Consider the following 14,264-nt stretch of genomic DNA (forward strand, 5'->3'; position numbering starts at 1 on the left):
GGTCTGCCGCGAGAGCACCTGGGCGCTGGTCAGCCTGAGCGGCACATAACCCCGCCGCAGCAACGACTGGTCGCGTCGACGATCGTTCTCCCAGGAGTCCCGGTCGCCGTGGTAGGCGTATCCGTCTGTTTCAATGACCAGGCGCCCCATGAGTAGATCCACCTCGAAGCCGAGATCGGCGGCTACTTCTGGTTCCTGCCCGGCCTCCTGCAGGTCGTACCGAGCAATCGTCTCCAAGAGGGAACGAGCCCGAGGATCAGCCCGCCCCAGCAGGGATCTCAGGCGACCATTACGCGGGCCCATCAACCTGGTCAAAAGCATGGTCTTGTCAACCAGCCCGATTCGCAGAGCGGCATCCAGTGCGATCAGCGCATCGAGCTCGTCAGCGCAGCGCATCACCGTCAGCATGACGGACTCCGGATCGGCGACCGGCGGCTCCAGCGGGTCCTGCGGCGCCAGCCCCTCAATCCGGTGAACAACAACCCGCCCCACTCCCGACGGGGTATGGCTGCGCCCACGCCGAACAGCGACGTGAACAACAGTTGGCTCTCGGCGCAGGGGAATTCCGTAGTGCGCAAGCGCGTGCCCGCAAGTCAGCAAGCCACCGACGCGCCTGGTCACGACCGTCGCCCGATCGGTCGACGGCAACGCGACTACCCCCTGGGGATAGGAAACGACCTTGCCTCCCTCAACCAGCCTCGCGAGGGCGCGCCAGTCGGAGCGGTCACGGCACACACTTGCGCGCCGCGCGGCACCGCAGCGACTGAGGTCAGCCACGAGACGAGATTCTCTATCAACACGATCCACAATCAAATACTGTCAAACATAATCGTCAATACTCAACAGACAGACGTGGTCTGTGGAAAACCTGCACCGCCTGGCCCGTCTTCGGAGCAGCCGCCCGCCCGTCAGACGCTCCTGCCAACCCGCCCCATCCGCAGATACCGGCCCCGGTGTCACTGGATGCACCACATTCACGTTGCGTACGCTGTCCCCGGCCCACAAGCCTGGAACCCAGGCGCAGAATCACGCCGATCGCCGTGACCCCAAGGACGCACCACACCCGAAAGTGGTGCATTCCATGACAGATCCGGGCCAATTAGGCTTGCCTGCGTGACTCAGCAGCGCCCCTCAGGCCCCTCCGACCGCCACATCGAGTACGTCTCCGGGCTGCCAGGCGCGGACACGGACTCCGCCGCAGTCGGCTCGGCACCGGCGGGCGGGCGCGGGCCGCGCGGCCCTATTCCGCATCAGCAGTCGCGCCCCGGCCCCGAGGACGACCTCCTGCTGGCGACGGGAGAGCCGGTGCGCCCAGCGTCCACCCGGGCCGGGCGCAGCGGCGCCGCATCCCCACGGCCCGGCGCGCCCAGGACGGGCTCTCCAGCCTCGGCACGCACGAGCGCACAAACCGGCCGCCGTACCTGGATGCCGAACCAGCACGGCGCGCACTACATGCTGCTGCTGCCTCCGATCATGGGCTGGGTCGTGGGCGGGTTCAGCTGGGTGAACCTGTTGTTCATCCCCGCCTGGCTGGGCGCCTACCTGACCTACTGGGCCTGGTCACAGTGGGCCCGCGCCCGCTCCCCGCGTCGGCGCGCACTGGCGCTGCCTCCGCTGGCGGTTTACACCAGCTGGACCGCTCTGCTTGGCATTGTGACGTTATCCGTGGCCCCATACCTGTTGCAGTGGGCGGTGCCGTTGGCGCCGTTGTGCGCAGTCGCCCTACGGGAGTCCTGGCGCGGCCGAGAGCGTTCACTCCTCTCGGGACTGGCTACCACGATCGCCGCCTCCCTAATCGCGGCAGTCACCTACTCGCTCGGAGTCGGCGGACGCGGAGGATTCCTAGGCACGGGACCCGACGCCACCAGCCTGCCCGGAGCCTCCCCCAACGGCGAGCTGACGGGATGGGCATGGATGTGGCTGGTGACCGCACTGACAGCGGCCTACTTCTGCGGGACGGTGCCTTACATCAAGTCGATGATCCGCGAGCGCTTCAACCGGCCGCTACTGGCGGGCACGGTCGCATGGCACGCACTCGTCGCCGCCGGCACGGTGTGGCTCGCCAGTGGCGGCTGGCTGCCGTGGGCGCATGCCGCACTGTGGCTGGTGCTCGCTGTGCGCTCCCTGGTCGTGCCGCTATCGCAGTGGCATCTGGTGCGTGCCCGCCGAGCCCCGCTGCGTCCCCGGGTCATGGGCATCACCGAGATCGTTTTCTGCCTGTTGTTCCTGCTGACTATCGCCATTCACTGAAGGGCGCCATCCCCGCAGACGGCAGGGGCAACCTGGAACAGGACGTGGTGGTGCTGCCCGACTCCAGCCATCCCCACAAATGGCCGGAGCGGCCTGCACTATACGGGCCGTTAGGACCCATAACACCGCCATCCCCACGGACGGCCGGAGCTGCCCCATCGGTCCGGCGGGTCGCCTACATGCACGTTCGAGACCTGAACAACCCACCCTCCTCAGCGCGCACGCCAGGCGGCAGTGGCGGCCAGCACGCGGTCGTTCTCAGCAGGGGTTCCGATGGATACGCGCACACCTTCGCCGACGAAGGGGCGCACCAGGATCCCGGCAGCCCCGAAGTGCTCCGCGAGCGCGCTCGTCTCCTCCCCGACAGCCAGCCAGAAGAAGTTCCCCTGCGAATCGGGCACGTCCCACCCCTGCTCGCGCAGCGCGGCCAGCACCCGATCCCGTTCGGCCGCAACGGCTGCGGCGCGGCGGGCGGTCTCGCCCAACACCTCTGGCTCCAGGGCGGCGACCGCGGCTACCTGCGCCGGCAGGTTCACGCCGAAGGGCGTCGCTACCGACCGGATAGCGGAGATGATGCCGGCCTCGCCCACGAGGTAGCCCACACGCAGGCCGGCCAGAGCGTGCGCCTTGGAGAAGGTACGGCTGACCAGCAGGTTCGGGTGCTCCTCCAGCAGCGTGAGCGCATCCCCAACCGCGGAGTCGGTGACGAAGTCGAGGTAGGCCTCATCCACGATCACTAGCACTTGCTCAGGCACGCCCTCCACCAGCGCGGCGAGTTCATCCGCGGCCAGCGCCGGACCGGTGGGGTTATTGGGAGTGCAGGCGAGCAGGGCGCGCGTGCGGGGAGTAATGGCGGCGATCATGCCGGGTACGTCGTGTCGGCCGTCGGCCGTGAGCGGAACCTTGACGGCCCGCGCGCCGGCGACTGCGATGCAGATGGGGTAGGCCTCGAAGGAGCGCCACGGCAGGACCACGTCGTCACCCTCGTCGCAGACGGTGTCCAGGACGTGCTGGATGAGGGCGACCGACCCGTTGCCCACCACCACCTGCTCGGGCGCCACCGCGTGCCGCCTGGCAATCGCCTCCACCAACGCGTCCCCCGCCATCTGCGGGTAGCGGTTGGCACCACCCGCGGCTGCCGTCAGGGCGGTCAGCACACTGGCATGCGGCGGGTAGGGCAGCTCGTTGCTGGAGAGCTTGGCTACGTCCTTCCCGGTGGAACGGGCGCCGGGAACATATGCGGGCAGAGTCTGGACGGCGGAGCGGAGATGCACGGGGGTCATGCCCTCATCCTGGCACGCAGCGCAGGCCTGAGTGACCCGCATCCCGTTCCCGCCGGGACCCGGGTCTGGGAGTATGGACGCATGGACTTGATTGTTCGCACGCTCGGAAACGCGGGCGGCCTGTGGCTGGCGGTTGCGCTATTGCCAGGCATGGCCGTGCCGGGCACACCGAGCCTGACTCTGACCGTGGTCAACCTGCTGGTGGTGGGCCTGGTACTGGCGCTGGTGAACTCGCTGATAAAGCCCGTGGCCCGCGTGCTGGCCTTTCCCCTGTACGTGATGACCTTCGGGCTGTTCGCACTGGTGGTCAATGGGGCGATGCTCATGCTGACCAGCCGGATAACGGACGTACTGGCCGGCGTGAGCACCGGTGCGGAACTGACGCTGGGACTGCACGTGGCCACGTTCGGCACCGCGATCGTGGGCTCTCTGATCGTGTCGGTCACCTCGGCGATAATCGTCGGCGTTCTGGGGCCGAGCGACCACCGAAACGGCCACTGAGGCAAGCACTGAAGTGAGCACTGAGGCGACCGCTGCCCGGGCCCTGCTCCTCGCCGCGCCGCACCTCACCCCTGCTTGCCGGCGCCCTGCGCCACCTGCTCCCAGGTGGTCTCAGGGCTGTCGCGCGTGATGTCGAAGATGATCTCGGTGGTCTTCGCCCCGTCCTCCCCGGCTCCGGTGATGCCTCCGAGCTCCTCGGTCCACTGGTCTATCTGCGGGTTTCCGTGCATGCCGTCGACGGCGTCGGCATAGATCTGCGGCGCGTGAGGGTACCCGTCCACGCCGGCCGCGTGGGTGTCGATGGTTACCACGGTGCGGGTGGGGGTGCGCGGGGTGGGCGCCGCATCGAGCGCGGGCACGGCGTCGCCGGTGTTCTCTAGGTGGAGGGCGTTGACGCTTTCGGGCAGGTTCGCGCCCGCGGTCGGGCCCCCGGCGGTGAGCAGGTTGGTGATGTTGAACTGTTCGGCGACTGCCGAGTCGGCGGCGATGTTGGAGGCGGTTATCGCGCCCTGGGAGTGCCCGTACAGGCCGACCTTGTCGCCAGGGGCTATACCGGCCTCACGCATGGCGGTGACCACTGCGGTCTCCATGTCGGTCGGCCGCCCGGATACCGCCTGCAGGTTGGTCAGCAGGTCCTGCGGGTTGGTGTTGCCGCTGCCCCAGTCGGTGGTGCCGGGCACCACGACGAGCCAGGAGGTGGTTCCGTCGGCGTGGTCGGTGCGCAGGATGGAGACCACGCCGGAGGAGGTGTCCTCGTCGCGGCCCTTCATGTCGTCGGAGTAGCGGATGACCTCAGCGACCGTCCCCGGTTGCGGGCCGGTGCCCGACTGCGGCAGCGCTGCGGCTACCGCGGGAACGGCAGTCCCGAGCCCGAAGGGGTCGCGCACGCCGGGAGGGACCGTGACGGACTGTCCGCCGTGCGGGGTCACGGTCACGCCAGTGGGCTCCCCGTAGCGGTACGCCCCCGACTGCTCGGCACGCACGGCCAGGTAGTAGACCACGCGCTGCATGGGTGTCAGGGAAGCGGTGTCCACCATGCGGCTGCCGACGGGCACCTGGTCAGGCAGCATGGCAGAGATCGCGGGGTCCAGTTCCTCGGCTACCTGACCGATGTAGGTCTCGATGGACGCGGCCTCGAGGCCGGTCTTGGCCTGCTTCGCCCATATCGCCAGAGCCAGGAGGATCATGAGGTCGGTGTTGACCCAGTCATCGAGCATTGGGTCGCCCAGCAGCATTTCAAGGCCCTGGAGCGCATCATCCATGCCGTCGGGCAGGGCGGCGCCGTCCGCACTCAGCACCGCCAGTGCGCCTACGATTCCCGCCGCAATGACTGCATGAGACCCGCCTCCAAACTTGATCCCCAGGCGGGCGGTCTGCAGCATCAGGAGCCACCGACCCTTCATGCCCGACTCGGTGTCCGTGTAGGTGGCGGCGCTGAGGGTGACCGCAGTGGCGAGCGTACGCAGGCTGTCGGCGGCGTCGTCGAGGGAGCCGGCACCGCTGGTGAGTGACTGCAGGGCGGCGATGGCATTGGCGCGCTCTGTGGCGCACGAGTCGGACACCGGGGAGTAGCACTGCGCACCACCCGAGGTGATGGCCTCATGCGCCGAATTGAAGCCGAAGTTCCAGGAGCCGTTCGCGCCGATGTTCGGCTGGCTGTACATCATGACCCCGAAGCCGTCACAGCGCAGGTCCGTCAGGCACGCCAGTGCCAGGTCACGGGCATCCTCCAGCCAGTCGGCCGCGGTGCAGAGAGTGGTGGCGAAACTGGTGAGATCGTTGGTGTTCACCCCGTAGGTTCCGCCGCTGACGACGACGCCGGTGCCAGCGGGCATGCCGGACCAGGTCAGGGGGTAGGGCAGGGCGGCGTCCGTGGTGTAAGGGCCCGAACCGGGGGAGGTTCCCCCGCCGAGGACCGGGTCGCCGCTGCGGCACACCATATCGTCCTGGTCCCCGCCCGACGCGGTGGCACCGAAGGGAACCGATCCGGCGCCGGTGCCCTGCCCGAGGGGGCCGGAACCGACCGGAACACTGCTGGGGTCTGCGTAGCTCGCCAGTGGGGTGCGCAGATTCAACGACTTCAGCGCGTACTGGTCCGCGGCGGACACACCACTGGTGGTGTTTACGGTCATGATTAACCCTCCTCGCTCTCGGCGGCTTCCAGTAGGGTCATGGCGTTCTGGGCGTCGGTCATGAGGGCATCGAGCCCGCCTACGAGGGTGACTACTTCATCGAGGGTGGTCTGGCAGGCCGAGGCGGCGGAGCCGGTCCAGTCGGTCGGAACGGTGGCGGGAACCAAGGCGGTGCCAACCTCTGCCTTGTCCGCTGCGATTGAAAGAAGGAAGGAGGACATGGCCTCGACGGTAGAGTGACCGAGGCGGTGCCCGCAGGGTGGCTGTGAACGCGGCAGACGCACGGGCGTACGAACACTACCTGTGGGTTTTGCTGGCCGCCCGGGCGGGAGGCAGCACTAGGCCGTCGGACGCTCCAGGGGCGGGACGCAAAGGTGCGGGCGCTTGCTTCAGGCGGCGTCAACCAATTGCGCAGAGCGGCGGTCGTTGCGGACCGCCACGCGCAGGGCGATTGCGCCGACCGCGTCGGCACCCACCGCCAGCCCCAGCACCAACCACCAGGAGGGCGCGGCCGGGGTGAGGCCGCAGGCAACTGCGACGGCAACGCTCAGTGTGACGGCCGCGAGCGCAGCGACCACGCCGGTACGGCGCCGCCCGACCAGCTCCATGACGGTAACCAGGCCGACGCCCGCCACAAGCCCTCCGGCAGCAGCGGTAGCCGCTAGCAGCAGCGCCCGGTCGGTTCCGGCCAGTGCCAGGCCGGCCCACAGGGCGAGGCCTACGGCTGACAGCACCAGGTCGAGCACCGCCAGCAGTGCGCCCGTGCGGCCGCCGGGGCGCAGCTCCCCGGAGGCGGTCGCGGCCGAACCCCCGGCCGAGGACTGTGGCCCAGCGCCGACCGCGGCCGGCGCCCCGGATACTGCCCGCGGCCCGGCGGCATTACCGCCAATGGCCGATACGCCCGCCGTCGGCACTGCAAGTCCGCCGTGCCGCAGCGCAAGGTATCCGCCCAGCGCCACGCACGCCGCGGCCACCCACGGCAAGGGATGCGTCACCAGCTGCGGAATCGCCAGGACGACGGCCACGGCAACGAGCAGCGCGGGCGCGCCCGCTCGCAGCAAGGCGCGTGCCCGGGCGGCGATCGGCACCAGGTCGTTGATCCACTGGGGCACGTCCGCGGGACTCGGCTCGTACGAGGACCCGCGTGCAGGCTCGCTCATGCCGCCATCCTCCCCGCCGTCCGGCCGCTCGCACCCGCGCCACGCGGCGGCCAGGGGCAGGCAGTCGTTGGGCCGCCCGGACCATAGGCGCTCGACGGCGTCGTCGGCGGTCTCCGCGAGAATCCGGCGGATCTCGGTCCCGGGGAGTCCGGCGGCCGCACGCATCAATACGTGCATCTCGCTACTTGCCAGGTCGCCCGCGTTCAGCCGCCGTACTTGTTCGGACATGACCCCAATGCTAGGCCGCCGCGGCCGGCCAGCCCGTTGGCGGCTACAACCGGCTCGGGCGAACGCTGTCCGGCGTAGGAACCGGCAGCGAGCAGCTCACCCGCCTCTTGTACACTCCTGTACATGGTCGTCGACAAGGGGAACCTTACAGAGCTCTTCTCTGCTCTTCCCCGGCTCGAGGCGGGGCCCGGAATGTCGCAGATCGGCACGAACGAGCTAACAGCGCCATGAGGCGCCTCAAAGATCGTTGAAATCATGCGGTTATGAGGTGACTCCGGAACGTCGGATTCAGCGTTACTGCCGATCTCGGACAAAACCACCCCGAACGCTCAGGGGGTCCGCAGAGGCATCCTACTTTCGCGCTTGACTCGACCCGGTTGAGACACCTGTCTCCGCCGCTGGCCACGCCTGGCAGAATCGGCGTCATGGTCGACCTCGCCACCGTCTCCCCCGCCATTGCCCTCGGCCCGCTCGACGGCCGCTACCGCGCCGTCACCGCACCACTGGTCAACTACCTGTCCGAGGCCGCCCTGAACCGGGCGCGCCTGCGCGTGGAGGTGGAGTGGCTCATCCACCTCACCGACCTCCGGGCACTGCCCGGCGCCCCCGTGCTGTCCGACGCCGAGAAGACCTACCTGCGCGGCGTCGTGGACGCCTTCGGCGCGGCGGACATCGCCGAGCTGGCCGAGATCGAGGCGGTCACCCGCCACGACGTCAAGGCCGTGGAGTACCTGCTCAAGCGGCGCCTGGACGCCGCCCCCGAGGCCCTGGGCACCACGGTGCTGCCCGAGGTGCACGAGATCGTCCACATCTTCTGCACCAGCGAGGACATCAACAACCTCGCCTACGCGCTGACCATCCGCGATGCCGTCGCACAGGTGTGGCTGCCCGCGGCCCGCGGGCTCGTGGACGACCTGGCCGCCATGGCCCGCGAGCACGCCGACGCGGCCATGCTCGCCCGCACCCACGGCCAGCCGGCCACACCTACCACCCTCGGCAAGGAGCTGGCGGTGCTGGCCCACCGGCTGCGCCGGCAGGTCAAGCGGGTGGAGGGAGCCGAGTACCTGGGCAAGATCAACGGGGCCACCGGCACCTTCGGCGCGCATGTGGTCGCGGTGCCCGGCGCCGACTGGGAGGAGGTCGCACGCGCCTTCGTCGAGTCCCTGGGCCTGACCTGGAACCCGCTCACCACCCAGATCGAGTCCCACGACTGGCAGGCGGAGCTGTACGCCGACGTAGCCCGCTTCAACCGGATCGCCCACAACCTCGCCACCGACGCCTGGGCCTACATCTCGCTGGGCTACTTCCACCAGCGCCTGAGCGCGCAGGGCTCCACCGGCTCCTCCACGATGCCGCACAAGGTCAACCCGATCCGCTTCGAGAACGGGGAGGCGAACCTGGAGATCTCCTGCTCCCTGCTGGACACGCTCGCCGCCACCCTAGTCACCTCCCGGCTGCAGCGCGACCTGACAGACTCCACCACCCAGCGCAACGTAGGCGTGGCCTTCGGCCACTCGCTGCTGGCGATCGACAACATTCGCCGCGGCCTGGCCGGGCTGGACGTCGACCACGCCCGCCTGGCGGAGGACCTCGACGCCACCTGGGAGGTCCTGGGCGAGCCGGTGCAGCAGGCCATGCGCGCGGCGTCGGTGGCCGGGGCCACCGGCATGGCCGACCCCTACGAGCGGCTCAAGGAGCTCACGCGCGGCAAGCGGGTCACTGCCGCATCCATGCGGGACTTCATCGCGGGCCTGGGCATGCCCGCCGAGGTCGAGGCGCGGCTGCTGGCGCTGACGCCCGCCACCTACACGGGCCTGGCCGCCCACCTGGTCCGGCACCTGGACGCCTGATCGCGGCCTCCCCCGCGTCGCTCCGGGAGACGCGCTCCCGCGACGCCTCACATGTTGGAGAAGATGATCAGAAGCAGGAAGGCGATCGCCCACCAGATCCCGGCGGGCACGAAACCGCCGCTGCCCTCAGTGTCATCGGTCTGGCCTTCCCGGCGGGAAGTCGGTGGGGTACCCCGCGATGGAGCCTGCACGTACGGGCCCTGCCCCGGTACACGCGGCTGCGGCAGGCCGTGGGCGGAGGCGGATTGCGCGGCTGGCCGTAGTGGCTGCGCCTGCCCGGACGCGTAGGGGTCCGGGGCGGGAGGGCGGGGCACGGGCGTGGAGGCCATTCCGGCGCTCCGGCTGGTGGGGGCACCGCCGGCCACCACAGCGGCCGACCGCATCCGCGGCGCTGCGCCGTATCCGGCCGCGGATCGTGATGGCGCTCCGGGGGTCGGCACCGGTCCCCCGCCTGGAGTCGGTACGCCTGCGGCCGCCGCTGGCCGCAGCCCGTAGCCCGGAGTACTCCGCGAGGAGGGCTGCACCGGCGGCCGGGTAGCGGGCTGGGGGTATCCGGGATGCTGCGGTGCGGGCCGCTGCTGTGCGCTGCTGCCGGGTGGGGCGACCGCAGCAGGATGCGAGGCGGGGGGCACCTGGGCGGGGCGCGGTCTGGCATCGTCGGCGCCGGCGGAGGGCGTGGCGTCGAGCACTGAAACATCGAATATGGGTGAGCCCATGAGGGGGTCGCCCAGGACGCTGCCGAAGGGAGCGTCATCGAAGCCGATGTCAGCCGGCTCCCAGCCGATCGGGGCCCAGGACGTGTCGGACGTGTCGGCGGCGCTCATTTCCGCGGGTGCACGCTGCTCGCTCATGTGACCAGCATCCCACAGTTGGCGCAGCGAGGCCCAGCTGCCCTTCCCGCCCGCATTCCCCTCCTGACGTGAGCCTCGATACGGGGAACCACCCGCATCGCTGTCACTGAATGCACCACTTTCGCCACCACACCCGCGAGCCCATCGGCGAAAATCGCGTGATGACGCGGATCGCAGTGATGACGCTGCTGCGAGGCGGATGAAAGTGGTGCATTTTGTGACACCACGCAAGAGACAACCCCGGGTCTCGCCGCCTCCCCTACTGAATGTCGCCGCAAGTAGCCGGATTTCAGACATCGGGTACCAGCCGCCGAATCCGCCGCCTTCCCCGATGCTTTGCACCCCGTTCCGAGCCTTTTCCCTCCGGCGTGCGGCAGACTCCCGTGCACCAGGACGCGAAGGGGGAAGGAAGGGGGACGCAGTAAGCGTTGGTGGCGAGCCCGCGCCGCCCGCCGCACCGAGTCCCCTGCCCTGCCGCTCCTGCCCTGCGGCATTGCAACCCCTACCCCCTAGGGGTATTGTGACGGTTGTCGGTCGTCATAGATCGGCCGACACCACGTGCACCATGTACGGGCAGGAGGAGCGATGGCCGGATACACGGGAACCAAGGAGGACTACCTCAAGCGACTCAGTCGCATTGAGGGGCAGGTGCGCGGCATCTCGCGCATGGTCCAGGAGGACGCCTACTGCATCGACGTACTCACTCAGGTTTCCGCCGTCACCAAGGCACTCCAGGCCGTCAGCCTCGGCCTGCTCGAGGACCACATGAACCACTGCGTGCTGCACGCGGCACAGTCCTCCGACGAGGAGGGCCGCGCCAAGATCCGCGAGGCCTCCGACGCGATCGCCCGCCTGGTCAAGTCCTGACCGCACGGCGGGCGGCGCCCGCCGGCACCGGCATTCGCCGCTCGCAAACCAGACCCAAACCCACACACCGAGATCAAGGAGCCCATCATGTCCGAGTTCACCGCCGACGGCGTCGACCGCACCACCACCCTGAGGATCTCCGGGATGACCTGCGACCACTGCGTCGCCCACGTCACCGAGGAGCTGGAGGCCCTCGACGGCGTCAAGAATGTCTCCGTCATCCTCAATAAGGGCGGGCAGTCCGTGGCCACGGTCGTCTCCGATGTGGTCCTGTCGGATGCCGCCCTGGCCGAGGCCATCGACGAGGCCGGCGACTACACCCTCGACGCGATCGAGCGCGACGCCGCCTGAGCTCACACTGGAGGCCGATCAACACATGTCTGAGCCGACTCACACCGCCACCACCGACGCCGCCCCCAGCTCGACGCCGGTGGCCACCGTCGACCTCGCGGTCGGGGGGATGACCTGCGCCTCCTGCGTGGCGCGCGTGGAGAAGAAGCTGGGCAAGCTCGACGGTGTCAAGGCCTCCGTCAACCTCGCCACCGAGTCCGCCAGGGTCACGCTGAGCGCACCGGTGAGCAATGAGGAACTGATCAATGCGGTGGCGCGAGCCGGCTACACGGCCACCGTCACCGGCCGCACCGACCTGGCGCCGACCGACGGCGATTCCGGTTCCGCAGCGCCCCGACCCGATGCCGGATCCGGGTCGGCTCCGGCATCCCCCTCCCCCGATGCGGCAGCGGCGACCGACGCGGAAACACACTCTTCCACCGCAGTCTCATCCGGCGCGTCCGCCGGCTCCGAGTCCGCACCGGCGCCGGCCGGGGCAGACGCAAGCTCACCGGCTCCGGTGCTCGGCCAGTCCCAGGCCGAAAGGGCCGCCTACCTGCGCACCCGCCTGGTCGTCTGCCTGGTGCTGTCGATCCCCGTGATGGCGCTTTCGATGATTCCCGCGCTGCAGTTCACCGGGTGGCAGTGGGTGGTGGCGGCGCTGGCTCTGCCGGTGGCCACCTGGGGTGCCTGGCCCTTCCACCGCTCCGCTCTCCGGGCGCTGCGCCACGGAGCCTCCACCATGGACACGCTCGTGTCCCTGGGCGTGATCGCCGCGACCGGCTGGAGCCTGTGGGCGTTGATCTTCGGCGGCGCCGGCCAGCTGGGGGCGCATATGAGCATGGAGCTGCTCCCGCGCGCCCAGGGGCATCAGGTGCACATGTACTTCGAGTCCGCCGCCTGGGTGACCACCTTCCTGTTGGCGGGCCGCTACGCGGAGGCGCGCGCCCGCTACCGCTCCGGCGATGCCCTGCGCGCCCTGCTTCAGCTCGGAGCCACCTCGGCCACCCGGGTCACGCTGACCGCCCCCTCCGGCTCCACCGACGCCGTCGACGTGCTCGACGACGACGGCGCCCCTCTCCCCGAGGCCGCCCGCACCGAGGAGACGGTGGCGATCGACGCCCTGGCCGCCGGCGACCTGTTCGTGGTGCGTCCGGGCGAGAAGATCGCCACCGACGGCGTGGTGATCGAGGGCCGCTCCGCGGTGGACGCCTCCATGCTCACCGGTGAGTCGGTGCCGGTGGAGACTGGCCCCGGCGACGCCGTCACCGGAGGCTGCATTAACACCTCCGGCGTGCTGCTGGTGCGGGCGACGGCGGTCGGCGCGGGGACCACGCTGGCGCGCATCGGCGCCATGGTCACCGAGGCGCAGGCCGGCAAGGCACCGGTGCAGCGGCTGGCCGACCGCATCTCCGGGGTGTTCGTGCCGGCGGTGATCGTGCTGGCGCTGGCCACGGCGGCGGTGTGGCTGGCGCTGGGGCACCCGGCGCAGCCCGCGTTCATGGCGGCCGTATCCGTGCTGGTGATCGCGTGCCCCTGCGCACTGGGGCTGGCGACGCCGACGGCGCTGCTGGTCGGCTCCGGGCGCGCCGCCCAGCTCGGCGTGGTCATCAAGGGGCCCGAGGTGCTGGAGTCCACCCGCACCCTGGACACGATCGTGCTGGACAAGACCGGCACCGTCACCGAGGGCCGCATGCGCCTGGACGCCGACGGGATCGTCACCTGGGACGCCGAGGGTGACGGCGGGGTGGAAGCAGCGGAGGACTCCGCATCCCCAGCACCCGGCGCCGAGGGGGTCGGACCGGACTCAGCCGGGGCGGGGGAGCCGCTCGAAGGCGTGGTGGGGCTGGCGGGAGCGATCCGAGGTACGAGGATCGCGGATGGTAGCCGAGAGGGGCTTCACCGCCCCGGCCCCGAAAGCACGCGGTTGCAGGCCCTCGCCCTGGCCGGGAGTGTGGAGGCGGCCAGCGAGCACCCGGTGGCCCGGGCAATCACCGAGGCCGCCAAGGAACGGCTCGAGCAGGTGTCGGCGGTGCGGGACTTCTCCAACCACGAGGGGCGGGGAGTGTCCGGCACGGTGACGCTGGACGGCGCCGCCTACCAGGTCCGGGTGGGCCGACCGGCCTGGCTGGCGGAGCAGGGGGTGGACCTTCCCGCACAGGCAACCGGCGCCGTCGCCGCCGCGCAGGAGTCCGGGGCGACCGCCGTGGTACTCGCCGTGGACGGCGTCGCCCGGGCGGTGCTGGCAGTGCGGGACACGGTGCGTCCCTCCTCCCGGGAGGCGGTTGCCGCACTGCGCGAGCTGGGGGTGCGCCCGGTGCTGCTGACCGGCGACAACCGGCGGACCGCGGACCGGGTGGCCCGGGAGGTCGGCATCGACGCCGCAGACGTGCGCGCCGAGGTGCTGCCGGGCGACAAGCGCGACGTGATCGCCGGTCTGCAAGGCGAGGGCCACGTGGTGGGCATGGTCGGCGATGGCGTCAACGACGCCGCGGCCCTGGCTCAGGCGGGCACGCGCGGGCTGGGTTTTGCCATGGGGTCGGGCACGGACGTGGCCATTGAGGCCGCGGACATCACGCTGGTGCGCGCTGACCTGGATGCCGTGGTGACGGCCATCCGCATCAGCCGGGACACGCTGCGGATCATCAAGCAGAACCTGTTCTGGGCCTTCGCCTACAACGTGGCCGCGATTCCGCTGGCCGCAGCCGGAATGCTCAACCCGATGATCGCGGGCGCCGCCATGGCCGCCTCCAGCGTCATCGTGGTCACCAACTCCCTGCGCCTGCGCAGGGCCGGAAAGTAGCTGCCGGGA

11 protein-coding genes and 1 pseudogene are annotated in these 14,264 nt (G+C 70.1%); 6 read left to right on the top strand and 6 right to left on the bottom strand.

Features of this window, described 5'->3' with window-relative positions:
* Positions 1-492, bottom strand: a pseudogene (locus GZ998_RS02290) (hypothetical protein); the annotation flags it as partial.
* 621 nt (positions 493-1,113) lie between these two features.
* On the opposite strand from GZ998_RS02290, the gene GZ998_RS02295 reads away from it, so the two are divergent.
* Positions 1,114-2,250 (top strand): YwiC-like family protein, encoded by a 1,137-nt coding sequence (locus GZ998_RS02295; RefSeq protein WP_219108739.1) that lies wholly within the window; start codon positions 1,114-1,116, stop codon positions 2,248-2,250.
* A 212-nt stretch (positions 2,251-2,462) separates the two neighbouring features.
* Here GZ998_RS02295 and hisC read toward each other — a convergent pair whose 3' ends face one another.
* Complete coding sequence (gene hisC, locus GZ998_RS02300) at positions 2,463-3,533, bottom strand: histidinol-phosphate transaminase (RefSeq protein WP_219108741.1); 1,071 nt, start codon at positions 3,531-3,533, stop codon at positions 2,463-2,465.
* Positions 3,534-3,614: 81 nt separating this feature from the next.
* On the opposite strand from hisC, the gene GZ998_RS02305 reads away from it, so the two are divergent.
* Positions 3,615-4,034 (top strand): phage holin family protein, encoded by a 420-nt coding sequence (locus GZ998_RS02305; RefSeq protein ID WP_219108743.1) that lies wholly within the window; start codon positions 3,615-3,617, stop codon positions 4,032-4,034.
* Positions 4,035-4,099: 65 nt separating this feature from the next.
* Here GZ998_RS02305 and GZ998_RS02310 read toward each other — a convergent pair whose 3' ends face one another.
* The 3 genes from GZ998_RS02310 to GZ998_RS02320 all read right to left on the bottom strand — a co-directional run bounded on the left by GZ998_RS02310 (position 4,100) and on the right by GZ998_RS02320 (position 7,554).
* Complete coding sequence (locus tag GZ998_RS02310) at positions 4,100-6,166, bottom strand: hypothetical protein (protein WP_219108746.1); 2,067 nt, start codon at positions 6,164-6,166, stop codon at positions 4,100-4,102.
* A gap of 2 nt (positions 6,167-6,168) precedes the next feature.
* Complete coding sequence (locus tag GZ998_RS02315) at positions 6,169-6,387, bottom strand: hypothetical protein (RefSeq protein ID WP_203233960.1); 219 nt, start codon at positions 6,385-6,387, stop codon at positions 6,169-6,171.
* Between the two features lie 168 nt (positions 6,388-6,555).
* Complete coding sequence (locus tag GZ998_RS02320; protein WP_162678918.1) at positions 6,556-7,554, bottom strand: hypothetical protein; 999 nt, start codon at positions 7,552-7,554, stop codon at positions 6,556-6,558.
* Between the two features lie 425 nt (positions 7,555-7,979).
* Between GZ998_RS02320 and purB the strand changes: the two genes are divergently transcribed.
* Positions 7,980-9,404 carry an adenylosuccinate lyase gene (gene purB, locus GZ998_RS02325; RefSeq protein ID WP_162678917.1) on the top strand — a complete coding sequence of 475 codons (1,425 nt, stop codon included), beginning with the start codon at positions 7,980-7,982 and terminating at the stop codon, positions 9,402-9,404.
* 47 nt (positions 9,405-9,451) lie between these two features.
* Here the strand turns inward: purB and GZ998_RS02330 are convergent, their stop codons facing one another.
* A complete protein-coding gene (locus GZ998_RS02330) occupies positions 9,452-10,255 on the bottom strand; it encodes a hypothetical protein (RefSeq protein WP_219108748.1) in 804 nt (267 codons plus the stop codon).
* Positions 10,256-10,840: 585 nt separating this feature from the next.
* On the opposite strand from GZ998_RS02330, the gene GZ998_RS02335 reads away from it, so the two are divergent.
* The 3 genes from GZ998_RS02335 to GZ998_RS02345 all read left to right on the top strand — a co-directional run bounded on the left by GZ998_RS02335 (position 10,841) and on the right by GZ998_RS02345 (position 14,255).
* A complete protein-coding gene (locus GZ998_RS02335; RefSeq protein ID WP_108965358.1) occupies positions 10,841-11,122 on the top strand; it encodes a metal-sensitive transcriptional regulator in 282 nt (93 codons plus the stop codon).
* An 87-nt stretch (positions 11,123-11,209) separates the two neighbouring features.
* Positions 11,210-11,473: a heavy-metal-associated domain-containing protein gene (locus tag GZ998_RS02340; RefSeq protein WP_161923266.1), complete on the top strand. Its 264-nt coding sequence runs from the start codon at positions 11,210-11,212 to the stop codon at positions 11,471-11,473.
* 25 nt (positions 11,474-11,498) lie between these two features.
* On the top strand, positions 11,499-14,255 hold the full coding sequence (locus tag GZ998_RS02345; RefSeq protein WP_219108750.1) for a cation-translocating P-type ATPase: 2,757 nt from the start codon (positions 11,499-11,501) through the stop codon (positions 14,253-14,255).
* The last annotated feature ends 9 nt before the right edge of the window (positions 14,256-14,264 follow it).

Origin of the sequence: Actinomyces sp. 594 (assembly GCF_019325145.1) — a bacterium.
Taxonomy (GTDB): domain Bacteria; phylum Actinomycetota; class Actinomycetes; order Actinomycetales; family Actinomycetaceae; genus Actinomyces.